The following is a 15,914-nucleotide window of genomic DNA, read 5'->3' as shown; positions in this document are numbered from 1 at the left end:
TACATCTGAGTTTAAGACTACAATTAACCAAAATTTTAAAGGGTTGGGAGTAGCAAGTAATAATGCAGCTATTTTTAATGCGACATGGCGAAGCCGGCTTTAATGCACATTCAGACCGAGAGCGCACATTAACGGATCTTGGACGGCTTAATGTTCGCGCTATGAGTCAATGGTTAGGGCAGAGTGTGGCAGAGTTCGATTTAGTGCTGGTAAGCCCATATCTTCGAGCTCAGCAAACTTGGCAGGAGTTACGCCCTCACTTTTCAGAACCAAGCCAATGGTTGACGTTAGATGATCTTGTCCCAGAAGGTGACCCTGCCAAAGTGGCGGATGTAGTGATGGCTTATGCAGAGCACTTTAACGCTAAAAAAGTGCTGGTATTAGCGCATATGCCATTGCTGGGTTATTTAGTCAGTGAATTAGTGGCTGGGGTAGAGCCTCCGCTATTTGCCACTTCGGGAATGACTTTAATCAATAAGCAAGCGTCAGAGGCCTCTGTCGAATGGCAACGAGCGCCGCATATGCTGAGCGAGTGAGGCTTATAGCGGTATAAAAATGAGTCCATGGGGACTCATTTTTATTTATGGCTTCAAACTATTTAAACCACGCGATGTATGTTAATTATACAAACTATGTCGTCAACAATTTTGAGCCATTAACGGCGGTAGGGTTGGTCGCCAATATCAATTAACACCAGCAATGCAGCGTCGCCACCCCATTCTTTTGTAGCCTGATGAAAAGCTTTTATATGTGGGTGCTGCGCCAGCCACATGGGAATATTTTGCTTTAAAATGCCAGTTCCATGGCCATGCATAATGCAACAGCAGTGAATTTGTTGCTTTATACAGGCTTGAATAAGGGCTGCAAGTTCCAGTTTTGCTTCTGATTGCCGCATACCATGCACATCTAGTAATAGATCCGGCACGTAGTCACCACGACGTAAACGTTTCACTTCAAAACTGTCTATATCATCTCTTGCCCATTTCATCGGGCCAAATTCAGGCAGTAGTGGTTGATAAGTATCGGAAAAAAAGCTGTCAGCATGCAGCTGCTGCTCTTTTTCTTCGACGACTTTGCGATTTTTAGGGGCTGATTTGAAATGGTGTTTGTTTTGCTCAAAAGGTTTCATCCCTTTGGTAAGCTCTGCAAATAGTGCCAAATCATCTTTGTCGGTATTTTTATTCATAAGCCTATTTTATTGAATCCGATGCCATATGAATAGAGTTCAGTTACAATGAAGCGGAATTAAAATGTTGGAGTGAATTTTGGATAAGATTTTTGTTGATGAAGCCGTAACTGAATTAAGAACGATTGGTGATATGTTGCGTTGGGGTGTGAGTCGTTTTAATGACGCGAATATCTACTACGGACACGGTACCGATAATGCGTGGGACGAGGCCATTGCTTTGGTTTTTCACGCATTGCACTTACCTGAAGAACTAGGGCAACAAGTTATTCATTCAAACTTGACGATCAGTGAAAAACACAAAATTGTAGAGTTGATTATTCGCCGTGTAAGGGAGCGCTTACCCGTACCTTACTTGACCAATAAAGCCATGTTTGCTGGCCTTGAGTTCTACGTCGATGAGCGTGTGTTGGTGCCACGTTCACCAATTGCTGAGTTAATCGCTAACCGCTTTAGCCCATGGTTGTATAACAAACAAGTTAACCGTGTAATGGATTTATGTACTGGCAGTGCTTGTATTGCTATCGCCTGTGCGTATGAATTTGAAGATGCTGAAGTCGATGCTTTAGATATAAGTGCAGACGCGTTAGAAGTTGCGCAGATAAACATTGAAACGCTTGGCGTGATGGAAAGAGTCTTCCCAATGGAGTCTGATCTATTTTCAGCGATCCCTAAAGGTGCTCACTATGATTTAATCGTGTCAAACCCGCCTTATGTTGATGCTGAAGACATTGGCGATATGCCTGATGAATTCCATCATGAGCCAGAAATTGGTTTGGCATCGGGCCGTGATGGACTAGATCTGACTAAACGTATTTTGGCCAACGCAGCTGATTACCTGACTGAAGATGGTTTGTTAGTGGTTGAAGTGGGTAACTCAATGGTACACATGATTGAGCAATTCCCTGAAATACCTTTCACTTGGGCAAGTTTTGAACATGGCGGTGACGGAGTTTTCATTCTAACGCGCGACCAACTACTTGAAAATGAATCACTATTTGCGATATACAAAGATAGTGAATAATGGCTGTTAGCCACAAAACACTCTGTGGCAATCAAATAAGAGTACTTAACGGTTTATTACCGTAAGTACTCTTTTTATCATTAAAATTATATTCAACATTGAGGTATAGAAAACGGATGTCGGGAAACAGTATTGGACAAAATTTTGTTGTCACTACATTTGGTGAAAGCCATGGTGTTGCCTTAGGTTGTATTATTGACGGTTGCCCTCCAGGTATCGCGTTAAACGAAGCCGATATGCAGCTTGATTTAGATCGTCGTCGCCCAGGTACTTCGCGCTATACCACTGCGCGCCGAGAACCCGATGAAGTTCGTATTTTATCGGGTGTATTTGAAGGTCAAACCACGGGCACTTCAATTGGCTTATTAATTGAAAACACTGACCAACGTAGTAAAGACTATTCCAATATCAAAGACTTGTTCCGTCCTGGGCATGCCGACTATACCTACCAGCAAAAGTATGGTGTTAGAGATTATCGCGGTGGTGGTCGCTCTTCAGCCCGTGAAACTGCTATGCGCGTTGCTGCTGGCGCAGTGGCTAAAAAATACCTTAAACAAGTGCATGGGATCGAAATTAACGCATATCTCTCGCAACTTGGCCCGATTAAGGCTGAAACCATCGATTTTAATGAAATCGAAAACAATGCTTTTTTCTTTCCTGATGTGACCAAGTTAGATGCATTAGATGAATACATGCGTGACCTTAAAAAGAGTGGTGATTCTATTGGCGCTAAAGTGTCAGTGGTTGCTACCGGAGTACCCGTTGGCCTAGGCGAGCCGGTATTTGACCGACTTGACGCCGAAATTGCCCATGCGCTTATGGGGATTAATGCGGTTAAAGGTGTCGAAATTGGCGATGGCTTCGAAGTCGTCAACCAAAAAGGCTCTGAACATCGTGATCTAATGTCACTTGACGGTTTTGCCTCTAACCATGCTGGTGGCATTTTGGGCGGCATATCATCGGGGCAACCTATCGTGGCGCACATTGCGATGAAGCCAACATCGAGCATTAGTGTTCCGGGCGAAAGTATTACGGCAACCGGCAAAGAAGCGGAAGTGGTCACTAAAGGCCGCCATGATCCTTGTGTTGGTATTCGCGCCGTGCCAATTGCTGAAGCAATGCTTGCGATTGTTTTAATGGATCATTTATTACGCCATCGTGCACAAAATATGGATGTGAATAGCAGTACGCCTATTATCGGAATGCGTTAATGATCCAACCAAAAAACACAGAGCAGCAATTACGCTGGCTCTGTGCTTGTTATTTCTTTTTCTTTTCTATTCTTGGCATCATGGTGCCGTATCTCGGCGTATTTTTTGATAGCCGAGGTTTTAATGCCCAAGAGATCGGTTTTTTATTAGCTATTTTGATGGGCACTCGCATTATTGCGCCCAATATCTGGGCGGCAGTAGCTGACCGAACCGGCATGCGCGCCGAACTGGTGAAAATCGGTGCAGGTGCTGCAGCATTATCCTACCTTAGCTTTTTTTATGATGGCGGCCTGATTTATCTGGCGATTAGTCTCACGGTGTATACTTTTTTCTGGAATGCCATTTTGGCGCAGTTAGAAGTCATTACACTCGAAACTTTAGGTGACAACGCGGCTCGATATGGCGCCGTACGCAGCTGGGGCAGTGTTGGTTATATCGTGTTGGTCATTGGAGCGGGTTTTGCAATTGAGCAATTAGGGGCACAAATTTTACCTTACATTGGTATGGCGTTATTTATCGGTATGTTAGCCTGCGCGTTACCACTACAGGTTAACAGTGTTGCGGTGCAACCTATCGTTAAGCGGCCACCACTGAGGTTAAACCGCGCAGTGATCTGGTTTTTGGTATCAGCAATGTTATTGCAAATGAGTGCAGGACCTTTTTATGGTTTCTTTGTTTTATACCTAAAACAAGCAGGATATACCGAAACCGTTGCGGGTGTTTTTGTGGCGCTAGGCGTCGTGGCCGAAATTGTTATGTTTATGTATGCCCCCAAACTATTGGGGCGTTTTGGGGTTAAACTTTTGCTGCTCATCAGTGTGGCATTAACCGTGGTACGTTGGTTGTTACTCGCTTTTGGTGTTGATAGTTTATTGTGGTTAAGCCTGAGCCAATTATTACACGCATTTACATTTGGTTTGACCCACGCAGCGTCGATTCAGTTTGTGCATAAAAACTTTAATATTAGCCGTCGTAGCCAAGGGCAAGCGCTATACGCCAGCCTCAGTTTTGGCGTGGGCGGCTCAATAGGTACCTGGTTATGTGGCATGATTTGGGGCGATGGAACCGGTGCCCAGATGACTTGGGTTTTTGCTGCCTGTTGCGCGGTATTGTCGATGCTTGCTGTGTTATTGATCCCGACATCGCACACTAAAATTAAGCGTGAAGCTAGTTCTGCCTAGCATTTATAAACCGCGGCGTCAGTAATAGCGTGATGCGATATGAAGAATATGGAGTTGATTGGGTGAGTAAATTTCGTCTTGGTTTATTGATTAACCCACTGGCAGGGTTAGGCGGCAGTGTCGCGCTTAAAGGCAGTGACGGTGTGGCTGCTTTGGCACTAGCAAAAGGCGCAATACCAAAAGCACACTTACGCATGCAGCAAGCGCTCAACGTTATTTTATCCTATAAAGAGCAGATAGAAATCATTACAGCCTCGGATGAGATGGGGGAGCGGTTAGCTCGTGAAATGGGCTTTGAGGTGCGCGTCATTTATCAAGCGCCACAACAAACTGCCGCCACAGATACTCGGCAAGTGGTTAACAAGCTATTGAGCGAAACGCTCGACTTACTATTGTTTGCTGGAGGAGATGGCACTGCACGTGACATATTTGCCGTTGCAGATGATAGTATTCCGGTTTTGGGCGTGCCTGCAGGTGTTAAAATTCACTCCGGTGTTTACGGTATTACGCCCAATGCTTCGGGTCGTGTGGTAAAAATGCTGCTCGAGGGTGAATTGGTTAGCCTAATGCACGCCGATGTGATGGACATTGATGAAACTGCTTTTAGGGCCGGCGTGGTTAAAGCTAAACGATTTGGTGAAATGTTGGTCCCCGCAGAGCCTCGCTACGTGCAAGCCGTTAAAATGGGTGGGAAAGAGAGCGACGAGTTAGTACTTGCTGACATTGCAGCTGAAGCCATAGAGCTTATGGACAGTGATTTGAGTATTATAGGGTCGGGGAGCACCGTCGCGGCGGTAATGGATGAACTTGGACTTGAAAACACCTTGCTTGGCGTTGATTTAATTAAAGGTGACCAATTAATTGCGAGTGACTTATCAGCAAAGCAATTACTTGCTTACACAACACAGCACAATGCGAAGCTGTTTATTACATTAATCGGTGGTCAAGGGCATATTCTCGGGCGGGGAAATCAACAATTATCGCCTGCGCTCATTCGGCAAGTGGGTAAAAGTAATATCATTATTTTAGCGACTAAAACAAAGCTAAAAGCACTTGAAGGCCGACCATTAATTGTGGATAGTGGCGACCCAGAACTCGATAAAGCACTGACTGGCTATTATAAAGTCGTGACGGGATATCATGATTATGTGATGTATCAAGTCGCGAACCCTGATCTTGCTGACTAGTTGAGCTGCCTAAGTAAGTTATAAATTGAATATTGGAATGATTCCAATAGAGTTAAGTACGTGGAGACCTCAATGTTAGAGATGTATGAGCAAACACTGCAACAGTGGATTGAAAGTATTGTGGCTGAAGGCGATGATGATGCCTTATTTGCAAGCGGGTATCTTCAAGGTCATTTTGCCGTTGTATTATCGCAGTTAGAAGTTGAAGCTGACCATGGGGTGCAAGCACTGGCTCAAAAAATGGTGGCTTGCCTTGCGCTAGCAAGAGAAGAGTTAGACGATAAAGATTATGCATTGGTAAGCGATGCTTGGTTAGATTTAAGTAGTCAAATAGCTGCTTAAGTTTTGAGTTAATTGGTGCATTTGAATGTGCTCGAGAGTGTTAGATTGAGTAATAGAGTTATGAGTAGCAAGCAATACAGCGCTATTGGGTTGGTTAATCCAAAGAGCCCAACTAATGTTGGCGGCATTATGCGCGCGGCGGGATGTTATCAAGCCGATGCCGTATTTTATACCGGCAAACGTTATCCGTTGGCGGCCAGTAATGGGACTGCGCAATATAATACCGACACCAAAGCGGCCAGCGAAAAAATCCCTTTAACTGGGGTTGAGTCATTAGTTGATGCTATTGACGCTGATGTCAGCATTATTTGTGTTGATTTAGTTGAAGGCGCCATTCCTTTGCCCGAGTTTGAACACCCTGACAAAGCGATTTATATTTTCGGCCCTGAAGATGGTACGATTAGCCAGCAAGTCATTAATCGAGCTGATGCTGTTGTTTATGTGCCTACCGTTGGCTGTATGAACTTAGCCGCATCTGTTAACGTGCTACTTTATGACCGCTTAGCGAAATCAAACGTCACCGTTGTAGGTGATGATCTGATCCGTCGCAGCCGTGATAAAAATAACCGGGTTAAAGTAAAACGCTAACAGCGTTATTCATTCTATTTAAGCCGCTTACTCAAAGTGGCTTTTTTTTTGCGTAAGCATTAGTTAATTACCCGATGTTTAATATTGAGCATTGATTTTTGTCATCGCTAACAGATCGGCTGCACTGGTAAGCGCAGCTTTAGCAGTTGTATTGAGCGCATGGTAATTGCCGTGTAAAAAAGTATATTTTCGGCGGCAACGCGGTATAGCACTTCAATATTCACCGGTTTTAACATCATTTTGTGATTTTCAAAATAGAACCGGACTTATTTTTGTGTCGCTAGTCGTTGATAAATTCGTTATCTAATTGATTAGTATAGGCTGTTTATAACTTTTGCTGAGATTGACTAGGACGTGAGACAGATTGGGCTGCAAGATGAATTAAAGTTAATTATTGTCGATATGGCTCACAAATTGACTATTTGTTCTAACGGTAACGGCTTTAAAATCATTCAAAAAGAGGTAGCATTCAAGGTAATGGATTTATAAATTGGACAATACGTTATGCCTAGTCTAGATGACCTTCATCTCTTTGCTTACACTGTACAATATAAAGGAATTAGCGCCGCGGCAACCAAATGTAACCTCCAAAGAAGTAAGGTAAGCCGTCGACTACAAGAGCTAGAAAAGCAGCTCGGTTATCAGTTGTTAATCCGCACCACCCACAATATTGAACTCACCGAACACGGCAAATGGTTATATAACGAGGTAGCTTCCCGCCTTAATGCACTTGAAACCGCAATGGGCCACCTTGAAGAACAAAATAAAGAACCAAAAGGCAAGCTGCGAATAGCAATCCCTCCCGTACTCGGTGTGACTGATTTTTTTACCCATATTATTGAGTTATACACGAGCTTATACCCTGGTGTACTTATTGAAATTGAACACCAAAAGCAAGCCGTTGACTTGATCCGTACCAATACCGATATTCAAGTCTTGCCGTCATATTGCCCGCCGATTAATGACGATTATGTGCAACAATACTTCATCGACTTACCTTGCTCTATGGTCGCAAGTCACAGCTACATTGAAAAAATGGGGCGCCCAAGCTCTATTGAAGATCTGGACAACCATAAATTGCTTGGCAATCGATATTGTAAACAGTGGCTACCTAATTATATTGGTTACTATGTGTATAGCGAGGATTTGCATCTGTTACGAAATCTAGCAAGAGATGGCAAAGGCATTGTAGTGCTGCCAACGGTAATGTTACAAAATGGGATTAAAGAAGGGCTATTTGAACCGTTACTGTGTGAAAACCGCTTTCCAGATTTAAAAATCACTCTAGTGTATGCATCTAAACCATATTTATCGCAAAAGTGTCGGAACATGGTTAAGTTATTGCGTGAGACCGTGGTTGAAAAAGGCGTTGTTAGTTACCCCTCATAGCTATTTTAAATCGCCATATTTTTACAAATTGGCTGCGACTAAATTGAATACCGTGAAGCTGTTTAATGTAGATGCTGGCAAAGGTTTACCAGATAAAAAGAGTTAGCAATGTGTTTCTTAATCAGTCCATACCTATCATGTTAGTGGTACGGTTGCCTGTAAGGTATTACATTGCCAACTCATGGCTCACTTGTATGGCTTAACCTTTCAACATATCTTTTTTAAGTTGTTTATCTGTTGGTTTTTTGCCTAACCAAATCAACATCAGCGCCTTACGAAATGCTTCATCTTGGGTAAAAGATAGCTGCTGGCCATTTTTATAGCTGTAGACTCCTTCTTGAGGAATACTGACAAGCGTAAATTGATCGCCTTCTTTTATCTCTTCAGCAAAGGTAAATTTAACGAAGTTTTCAATGCTTGGAGCAATGGCGGAAGGATCCCCACCGGTTGCAAGATCAAAGCCATCGTTTAGGGCATTAGTGAGCTTTTCAGAGTTGATCATACCTGAGGTTATATTAAGGCGGATAGCACTTGCCATACTACCTTCAACAACCGGCGGCGCTTCATTTACCTGACTTTGGGTAAATAGCGACCCAACGTATAGATCCATGAAGAACTTGGACCGAACCCCCGCACCATTGAGCTGCATAACCTGCTCATTGACGGTAATTGACTCTGGTACATCAACATCGGCTACCGTTTTGGCCCATGCAGTTGTAGACATGAGTGATAGCATGACTGACGCGATAATAAATTGCTTTTTCATTATGACTTCCAGTTTTCTATTTTAATAGTAAAAGACTGCTAACAATTAAAATGCGTAGTTGTACTCAACCCACAATTTGTCGCTGCTACCCTTGTCTGAATACGAGTGGTAATTAAAACGAATATTTTGAGTTGGAGTAAGTTGGTAGCCTAATGTGAGCTCAATTTGTTGTGGGCTAATTTGCAGGCCACCTTCTGCAATGCTCTCATTCCAGCTTTTACCATTTATTTCATCGGTATAGCTCCAAGAACCTAATAGCCACCATGTTTCGTTAAACTTGTAGCGTGCATAGATTTTGGTAGTGAAAACCGTGGACGCAATGTCAACTCCACTGCTTGATAAGTTGGTCACAGACTCAGGAAGCCCTGCAGCAGCACCAGTAGTGTCACTAAAGTTGTCCTCCATAATGACTCCACCCACCAAAATCACAGGCCAGATATAGCCATTCTCACCTACAGGAATGGTAGCTAAAGCCCCGGCCTGGACAATTGCCATTTGGCCAAAGAACGGATGATCTTTAACGACAGCATCAACCATATGCCCTAAGCCATTGGTGGTGTCTAATGAGCCGTAGCGGAAACGGTAGTTGGTGTTAGTTGTCTCACCATCCATGGTCATAACACCAGATTTTATGCCAGAAAACTGCGGGTCGCCGCCTTCTTGGTCAAAGATATCGTTGGCTTCAAAAATAAGGCCTGACTTACGATTCGAGTCAGCGCTCGATAGGGTATACATCGCTTTCAGGCTTACGCCCTTATTACCATAGCCGGCACCCAAAGCTGTGTAAGCTTCGGTAGGACTAGACATATCGATCTCTTCTGCAGCTAATGCATAATTTGAACTAAGAGCGGTGGTAATTGCCAATGCTAAAAGGTACTTGTTCATAGGTAGAGACTCCATTATAAGTAATGAATTAATAAATTATTTATTGCTTTGATGCCTTAGCTGAGGTGGATACCACCTCAACCAAGCACGATTAACGTTAATTATTTGATTGAGCCTGAAAGGGCTTATTTAGTTGGGGCAACATAACCTTCTTTTAATGCCGCAACTTCATGGTATGCAGGTAAGTCGGTGTAAAGCTCGTCACGAAGAGCGCTGAGTTTACGGCTTCTAATTCTGCGGAATTGGTAGACAAACACTGCAACATTCACAACGAAACTGAGGATAGAGATGAACCAAAGCGCTTCAACATTGCCTGATGATTTAACAGCAAACTGAGACGAATCAACAAATGATGGGAAGGTCATTACAAACATCATCCAAAAGGCTAGGGTGTGTGCACGATGTTGTAACCAACCCCCTTTTTGAATGAAAAAGGCAGGAATAGTACATGAGATAAGTAACGCGGCGCCGGCATAAAATGCATGGTCAGGTACACAGTTGTATACGTAAGCAAAGTTCCATAAGTCATACGCGATGATCCAGAACCACAACATGTCAGGCCAAAGCATGTCTTTAGATTTTTTAGTGCTAACAAAAATCCCAACCCAACCACATATGGTAACAATGTTGAGGATCCCTGCAACGCCGTTAAAGATGTTCCATAAACCACCTTGGATCATCATGCCATCGTGAAGGCTTGGTAAACCGAAACTCGACACCTGAAAATCACGGATCACAGCCTCTAGAATGTTAAAGCCAAGAATGAAAGCAGGGAAGAACAACATGTATTTGTTGTTCACTGCACCTTTAATATATCGAAGTGCCATAAAGCCAAGACAACCCGCTAAACATGAGTAGACTTTAGCCCAGTGAAACCATGTTCCGACGGTAGAACCTTCGGCAGTAGTCGTTTCTTGCCAAACCGTAAAAGTTAATACGATAGGCAGTATTACAAAACTGGCAATACCAGCCCACATACTGCGCCTAGATACTTCATTTAAAATGATTAATCCGGCCAGTACCGCGAACCATGCCAAGATATGGTGCGTTTCAAGTGATTCAAAGAAAAACATAGCTATACCTCATAAAGTAAAAAAATTCATATCTAAAAAGCGCAATCATTTCAATTGGATGAGGTCGGATTGATGCTTTTTAGGCTATGAGGGCTATGTTAAATCAGTCAGAAAATTTCTAGTAGAGTGTAATATGAGCGATAAGCGTCCTAAAAATAGGACAACACCGAATGGCTAAAAATTAATAGGCACAAACTAAGTTGTTTATTGGTATGTGCTTAATCATGCGGAAGATAAAACAGCAGTTATGTTGCTAACGGTATAAGGCAGTGTGCAGCTATAAAGCCTAAGTAAAAGTGCTTAAGCTGAGAATTAAAATATCGACTAAGTGGTAGCCCGGCGCCGTTGGACATTAACCGTTGGTTAAATTTATGGGTTTGCCTTTTAGCAGTTTTCGCATCCACATTCTGTTTGGGCTTAATAGCGCTATAAAATCAGAGCTTAACGGAATGACATCACCACAAATTTGCGCCGCGAGCGCCTCTGCGGCAAGCGGGCCAGAGCTTAAGCCTCGTGAACCGAGCCCTCCCAATATATACAGCCCATCATGAACGGGTGCAGGAGTGTTTTGCCAATAAAGCCGGCTTTCAGGCGTGAGTTGATGTTGCTCATAGTGGGCTAACATAGTGGGCACATTGGGTACAGGCCCCATCATCGGTGCGTGATCTCGGGTGACCATGCGTACCCCAACTCGAGCACTATGTTGAGTGATATCGATGTTACTATGCCAAGCTTTATCTAAATAACTGTGCTGAATTTTATGTAAATTATCAACTTGTTCCTGCGGGCTATAAGTTAAATTGCTTGGATCTTTGACGTAACTAGCACCTAAACAATGCAGTGCATTATTTGCCGGGGTCATATAACCGTGGGCACAAAGTACAGTGCTCAACTTAGACAGTGCAGCTCTGGCTGGAGCATGGCTTACTTGGCCCCGAAAGCCAGTTACGGCTAAATGCTGGGTTTGCTCAAAGCGGGTGAGTGATTTGCCGTTGGCAATGGCCACTGTTTTAAAAGGTCCTAATCGGTTTTTGGCTGTGACTAAAAACCACCCCGCAGCACTAGGCTCAAGGGCAATGATTTGGGTATTCAATTGCAGCGAAACATTGGCTATCTGGCTTGCTTGCTCAAAGCTGGCGACGGTTAAGTCTTGCGGAGCCACCCAGCCGCCGAGCGGATAGTAGATCCCAGCTTCATTGATTTCAACCCCGGCGATTTGGCTCGATTGCTTGGCATCGACCGCTTGCGCAATGTTATGGCACCAACGATAACCATGAATAATTTTTTGTACTCGTAAACGACTACGTTCATCGTGACCGGTATGCAGCACGCCACAAAGGTCAAAATCGATGTCGTGTCCCTGCTGACTTAACGAGATGAGACGCTGTAGACTAAATAAATAGGCTTGCTGAAAATACTGACTTAAGGTGTTGTTATCGGGCGTTAAAAGTGGGTAAATGGCGCCTTGCAGATTGCCCGATGCCGCTTGGGCTAACGCATTATCTTCGCAAAATACACTGACGTTTTTATGTCGTTCAGCCAGAGATAACACCAGGTTAGCAGCGCCAATGCCTCCGCCTATAACGGCAATGCTGTCGGTCGCGGTAGCACTGTTGATCGGATAAGGGCATTGCTTGTTGAGCTGTTGAGCTCTTAATGCTCGACGCTCCAGTAAAGGCACTTCATCGAGAATTCGAGTATGAAAAGAAGCTTTGCTACTAAAACCAACTGATTGACTCAGGGTTTGCAATTGTCGTTGGGTCGCAGCTGTGAGTTTACAGGAGACAAAACATTCGCAGTTGTCAGTGCTTAACTTAGCCATTTGCCAAAATACATTTTCATTGATACTGCCCGGATCAATATCGGCAGAGCAAATCCAGTGCTGAACTAGCGTTGTATCGGATGTGCTATTGCTGCTCCGCAGAGGGATTTGGCGTAACTGCTGTTCATAATCACCGAGGTGAAAATCAATACTCAACTGCCCTTGTCTCAGCTTTAGGCGCTGACAGCCTTCAATGGGTTGTAATGGATGACTGTGATGCGCTTGCAATAATTGTTTTAACATTTTTGATGCAAACAGTGCTGTAAGTTGTGAATCGATAACACTGAACACTTTTATCGTTAACTGACGACGCAACGAACCATAAAGTGGCGAAAGTGGTTCATAAGCAACAGGTGAGCTAAATGGCAGGAGCTTAATTATGTCAACAATCGTGTCCATTGACCCTACACCTAGTATGCCTATAACCGGGTTGTTAGCCTCTGTTTTAGATAAGATTGTCTCAATCTTTTTACTTACTGTCATGGTTACATCTTTAATGTTAAATTACCTGTTCATAATAATGGGGTAGGGTTTGTCGAGCTTAAGCTAAATTGTACATTTTAATGATGCATTTAAGTTAACGATTTTACTTAAGGTCTCATATTGAACATTATTTTGATGTTCTTTATGGAAAGCTGACCAGTTTAATGGATTAAAAGCGATACCATTGGCATAGCAAATAGGTACTACCTGTATAAAATGGATAGTTAATAATGAAAAGAGTCGTGATCACTGGACTTGGCGTTGTCTCAAGTATCGGTAATAACAAGCAAGAAGTCACTGAATCATTGAAAGCGGGTCGAAGTGGTATTACTCACTCCGACGAGTTTGAAAAAATGAAACTGCGCAGCCATGTTTGGGGCGATATCAAATTAGATCCTAAAGAACATATCGATCGAAAAGCACTGCGTTTTATGGGTAATGCGGCGGCATATGCTTATATCGCAATGTCAGAAGCGATTGAAGACGCGGGCTTAACTGAAGAGCAATATTCCGATCCTCGTGTAGGTATTATTGCCGGAACTGGCGGAGCGTCTTCTGCCAACCAAGTACAAGCAGCTGATACGCTGCGTGAAAAAGGCGTGAGACGTGTGGGGCCATATATTGTGCCGCGCATTATGTCGAGCACCGCCAGTGCTTGTCTTGCAACACCTTTTAAAATTAAAGGCATGAACTATTCAATTAGTTCTGCTTGTGCAACGAGCGCACATTGTATTGGTCATGCGGCTGAACTTATCCAAATGGGTAAGCAAGATATGGTGTTTGCTGGAGGCGCTGAAGAGGTCGATTGGACCTTAACAATGGGCTTTGATGCCATGGGCGCGTTGTCAACTAAGTATAATGACACGCCAGAGAAAGCATCGCGTACCTATGATGCCGACCGTGATGGATTTGTGATCTCCGGTGGTGGCGGTATTGTTGTGGTAGAAGAACTCGAGCATGCACTGGCTCGTGGCGCCAAAATTTATGCCGAAATTATTGGTTATGGCGCATCATCAGATGGCTACGACATGGTTGCCCCATCAGGCGAGGGCGCGGTACGTTGTATGCAGATGGCGCTAGCTGATGTGGATACCCCAATTGATTACATCAATACCCATGGTACTTCAACGCCGGTAGGTGATACCCGCGAATTAGAAGCCCTGCGTGAAACCTTTGGTGATAATTTACCGGCGATAGCATCGACTAAATCACTGACTGGCCATGCTCTTGGCGCCGCGGGTGCACATGAAGCGATTTATAGCTTAATTATGATGGAAAGCAGCTTTATTGCTCCAAGCATCAATGTTGATACGCTAGATGAAAAAGCGGCCGGCATGCCGATTATCACTGAAATGAAACAGCAAGAGTTGACGACGGTGATGAGTAATAGCTTTGGTTTTGGCGGCACGAATGCCACGTTAGTGATGCGTAAGTATCAGTAAATTGGTAGCTTAAATAAAAAGGAAGCCTTGGCTTCCTTTTTTTGTGTCTGTGGCAGGTAAAAATGAGTCTATGAGCGTGGATCAATCCCTCATTGTTATCAATCTTTACTATGCAATCAGTGTTTTAATGGGCAATTCATTACTCGTTATATAGGTGAGTAACTCGTCTTTTGACAGTTCATCAAGGCCCAATGCCGCTAATGTACGGCCTTCGGTAAAAAAATCTCTTGCTAAAATTCCACCGCACATTTCGATTAATCGATTACATTCAGGCATATCTATGCCAAATTTCTCACCCAGTGATGACAATAATGCCAGTCCCATCGGGACATCTTCAGTAACGTAGCGGTTATCAAAACTATAAGGCCCAGGCGGCGATGAAATTTTGTAGCTTTCGAACACCGCTCTAGGATCTTGATTGAGATCCTCTTCATTTCTAAATAAACAAGCTTGTAGATAGGGAATTGCTTTACAGCCTAGGGCAGACTGTACTGCCATTTTCTCAGCATCCAATTTCTCAATCATCAGCCATGCCATTTTAGTTGAAAGTGCATCTCGATACATATATGGCACTTCATCTGGATGATGTTTAGCACAGTATTCCAACATCGGATACATTACATATAAGCCAATCGTGTGGACAATGATGTTGGGGTTATGCAGAGCTGAGTCAAAGATATGCTTACGAGCGCTTTCAATGCCAATGTCGTAGGCTGGAAATAAGCGTGACGCAATGGCCATGCCTTCAACCTGTCTTGTTGCAGGAAAAAATGATAAGGCATTTCTGGCATTTTTAAATAAGACTTTTACCGTACCGGGTTCAACGACTCTAGCGTCGTTAGGCGTTGATTCGCCTTCGGCAAATATAGGGTTATTTGGACAATACTTACTGTAAAAAAGACTTCCTGCATAGCCAGGGACTAAGATCACGAGCTGATCATCCTGAAAATACTTTGCGATTCTTGCCGCTAAAGCAGGGTGGTAAGTGGTTTGTATAAACACCATTACGACATCCGCTCCCACTATCGCCTCTTTGGGATCACGCGTGATCAGTTCCAATGGTTGAAAAGTTTTTTCGGCATCATCAGCGCTATCGGTAAACTGGCCCTGCTTAGTGTTATCGACGCAGTATATCCCCTTATTTTTGACCATTGCTTCAAAGTGGTCATCATGAGTAATACGGTTCGATGTTTTCAGAAGTGTTACTTTATGTCCTGCTTCAGCAGCCATAAATGCACAAGCAGAACCTGCATTACCGGCTCCAATTATGGTGATTTTCATTTTATTCCTTTCTCTTTCTATTTTTATTCAAGATGTTATTAAATTAAGCCTCTT

Annotated in this window: 15 protein-coding genes; 9 read left to right on the top strand and 6 right to left on the bottom strand. The window is 43.5% G+C overall.

Translation table 11 applies throughout. The features are described 5' to 3' along the window. The first annotated feature begins 62 nt into the window (after positions 1–62). On the top strand, positions 63–536 hold the full coding sequence (gene sixA, locus RGE70_RS11810; protein WP_310471648.1) for a phosphohistidine phosphatase SixA: 474 nt from the start codon (positions 63–65) through the stop codon (positions 534–536). Between the two features lie 119 nt (positions 537–655). Here sixA and smrB read toward each other — a convergent pair whose 3' ends face one another. After that, positions 656–1,186: an endonuclease SmrB gene (gene smrB / locus RGE70_RS11805; protein ID WP_310471647.1), complete on the bottom strand. Its 531-nt coding sequence runs from the start codon at positions 1,184–1,186 to the stop codon at positions 656–658. A gap of 79 nt (positions 1,187–1,265) precedes the next feature. Between smrB and prmB the strand changes: the two genes are divergently transcribed. The 7 genes from prmB (at position 1,266) to RGE70_RS11770 (ending at position 8,108) form a co-directional block, all read left to right on the top strand. Then, positions 1,266–2,210, top strand: coding sequence for a 50S ribosomal protein L3 N(5)-glutamine methyltransferase (prmB, locus tag RGE70_RS11800; protein WP_310471646.1), 945 nt, complete (start codon positions 1,266–1,268; stop codon positions 2,208–2,210). Positions 2,211–2,326: 116 nt separating this feature from the next. Further along, positions 2,327–3,421 carry a chorismate synthase gene (aroC, locus tag RGE70_RS11795; protein ID WP_310471645.1) on the top strand — a complete coding sequence of 365 codons (1,095 nt, stop codon included), beginning with the start codon at positions 2,327–2,329 and terminating at the stop codon, positions 3,419–3,421. After that, on the top strand, positions 3,421–4,602 hold the full coding sequence (locus RGE70_RS11790; RefSeq protein ID WP_310471644.1) for an MFS transporter: 1,182 nt from the start codon (positions 3,421–3,423) through the stop codon (positions 4,600–4,602). The genes aroC and RGE70_RS11790 overlap by 1 nt, the downstream gene beginning before the upstream one ends. Positions 4,603–4,664: 62 nt before the next feature. Continuing rightward, entirely contained in the window at positions 4,665–5,789 is a 1,125-nt protein-coding gene (locus RGE70_RS11785) for an ATP-NAD kinase family protein (protein ID WP_310471643.1), read from the top strand. A gap of 72 nt (positions 5,790–5,861) precedes the next feature. Next, entirely contained in the window at positions 5,862–6,131 is a 270-nt protein-coding gene (locus RGE70_RS11780) for a YfcL family protein (protein WP_310471642.1), read from the top strand. A 60-nt stretch (positions 6,132–6,191) separates the two neighbouring features. Further along, positions 6,192–6,719, top strand: a complete 528-nt coding sequence (locus tag RGE70_RS11775) for an RNA methyltransferase (RefSeq protein WP_310471641.1) — start codon at positions 6,192–6,194, stop codon at positions 6,717–6,719. A 504-nt stretch (positions 6,720–7,223) separates the two neighbouring features. Next, a complete protein-coding gene (locus RGE70_RS11770; RefSeq protein ID WP_310471640.1) occupies positions 7,224–8,108 on the top strand; it encodes a LysR family transcriptional regulator in 885 nt (294 codons plus the stop codon). A gap of 199 nt (positions 8,109–8,307) precedes the next feature. Here RGE70_RS11770 and RGE70_RS11765 read toward each other — a convergent pair whose 3' ends face one another. The 4 genes from RGE70_RS11765 to mnmC1 all read right to left on the bottom strand — a co-directional run bounded on the left by RGE70_RS11765 (position 8,308) and on the right by mnmC1 (position 13,137). Beyond that, on the bottom strand, positions 8,308–8,874 hold the full coding sequence (locus RGE70_RS11765; RefSeq protein ID WP_310471639.1) for a chalcone isomerase family protein: 567 nt from the start codon (positions 8,872–8,874) through the stop codon (positions 8,308–8,310). A gap of 45 nt (positions 8,875–8,919) precedes the next feature. Beyond that, positions 8,920–9,759 (bottom strand): hypothetical protein, encoded by an 840-nt coding sequence (locus RGE70_RS11760; protein WP_310471638.1) that lies wholly within the window; start codon positions 9,757–9,759, stop codon positions 8,920–8,922. 125 nt (positions 9,760–9,884) lie between these two features. Continuing rightward, entirely contained in the window at positions 9,885–10,832 is a 948-nt protein-coding gene (locus RGE70_RS11755) for a DUF5692 family protein (protein ID WP_310471637.1), read from the bottom strand. 352 nt (positions 10,833–11,184) lie between these two features. After that, positions 11,185–13,137, bottom strand: coding sequence for an FAD-dependent 5-carboxymethylaminomethyl-2-thiouridine(34) oxidoreductase MnmC1 (gene mnmC1 / locus RGE70_RS11750; protein WP_375087851.1), 1,953 nt, complete (start codon positions 13,135–13,137; stop codon positions 11,185–11,187). 230 nt (positions 13,138–13,367) lie between these two features. Here mnmC1 and fabB point away from each other — a divergent pair, with 230 nt between their 5' ends. After that, complete coding sequence (gene fabB / locus RGE70_RS11745; protein WP_310471635.1) at positions 13,368–14,579, top strand: beta-ketoacyl-ACP synthase I; 1,212 nt, start codon at positions 13,368–13,370, stop codon at positions 14,577–14,579. Between the two features lie 108 nt (positions 14,580–14,687). On the opposite strand, the gene RGE70_RS11740 is transcribed toward fabB, so the two are convergent. Further along, the gene (locus tag RGE70_RS11740; RefSeq protein ID WP_375087948.1) at positions 14,688–15,881 is read right to left on the bottom strand and encodes an NAD/NADP octopine/nopaline dehydrogenase family protein; all 1,194 of its coding nucleotides are present in this window, start codon (positions 15,879–15,881) and stop codon (positions 14,688–14,690) included. Positions 15,882–15,914: the final 33 nt, after the last annotated feature.

The sequence above is a fragment of the Shewanella youngdeokensis genome, assembly GCF_033180165.1.
Taxonomy (GTDB): domain Bacteria; phylum Pseudomonadota; class Gammaproteobacteria; order Enterobacterales; family Shewanellaceae; genus Shewanella; species Shewanella youngdeokensis.
This window is presented reverse-complemented; position numbering and strand designations above follow the sequence as displayed.

Coding starts and splice junctions, on each gene's coding strand:
- sixA (WP_310471648.1), top strand. CDS start 63: ATGCAGCTATTTTTAATGCGACATGGCGAAGCCGGCTTTAATGCACAT.
- smrB (WP_310471647.1), bottom strand. CDS start 1,186: ATGAATAAAAATACCGACAAAGATGATTTGGCACTATTTGCAGAGCTT.
- aroC (WP_310471645.1), top strand. CDS start 2,327: ATGTCGGGAAACAGTATTGGACAAAATTTTGTTGTCACTACATTTGGT.
- RGE70_RS11790 (WP_310471644.1), top strand. CDS start 3,421: ATGATCCAACCAAAAAACACAGAGCAGCAATTACGCTGGCTCTGTGCT.
- RGE70_RS11780 (WP_310471642.1), top strand. CDS start 5,862: ATGTTAGAGATGTATGAGCAAACACTGCAACAGTGGATTGAAAGTATT.
- RGE70_RS11775 (WP_310471641.1), top strand. CDS start 6,192: ATGAGTAGCAAGCAATACAGCGCTATTGGGTTGGTTAATCCAAAGAGC.
- RGE70_RS11770 (WP_310471640.1), top strand. CDS start 7,224: ATGCCTAGTCTAGATGACCTTCATCTCTTTGCTTACACTGTACAATAT.
- RGE70_RS11765 (WP_310471639.1), bottom strand. CDS start 8,874: ATGAAAAAGCAATTTATTATCGCGTCAGTCATGCTATCACTCATGTCT.
- RGE70_RS11760 (WP_310471638.1), bottom strand. CDS start 9,759: ATGAACAAGTACCTTTTAGCATTGGCAATTACCACCGCTCTTAGTTCA.
- RGE70_RS11755 (WP_310471637.1), bottom strand. CDS start 10,832: ATGTTTTTCTTTGAATCACTTGAAACGCACCATATCTTGGCATGGTTC.
- mnmC1 (WP_375087851.1), bottom strand. CDS start 13,137: ATGACAGTAAGTAAAAAGATTGAGACAATCTTATCTAAAACAGAGGCT.
- fabB (WP_310471635.1), top strand. CDS start 13,368: ATGAAAAGAGTCGTGATCACTGGACTTGGCGTTGTCTCAAGTATCGGT.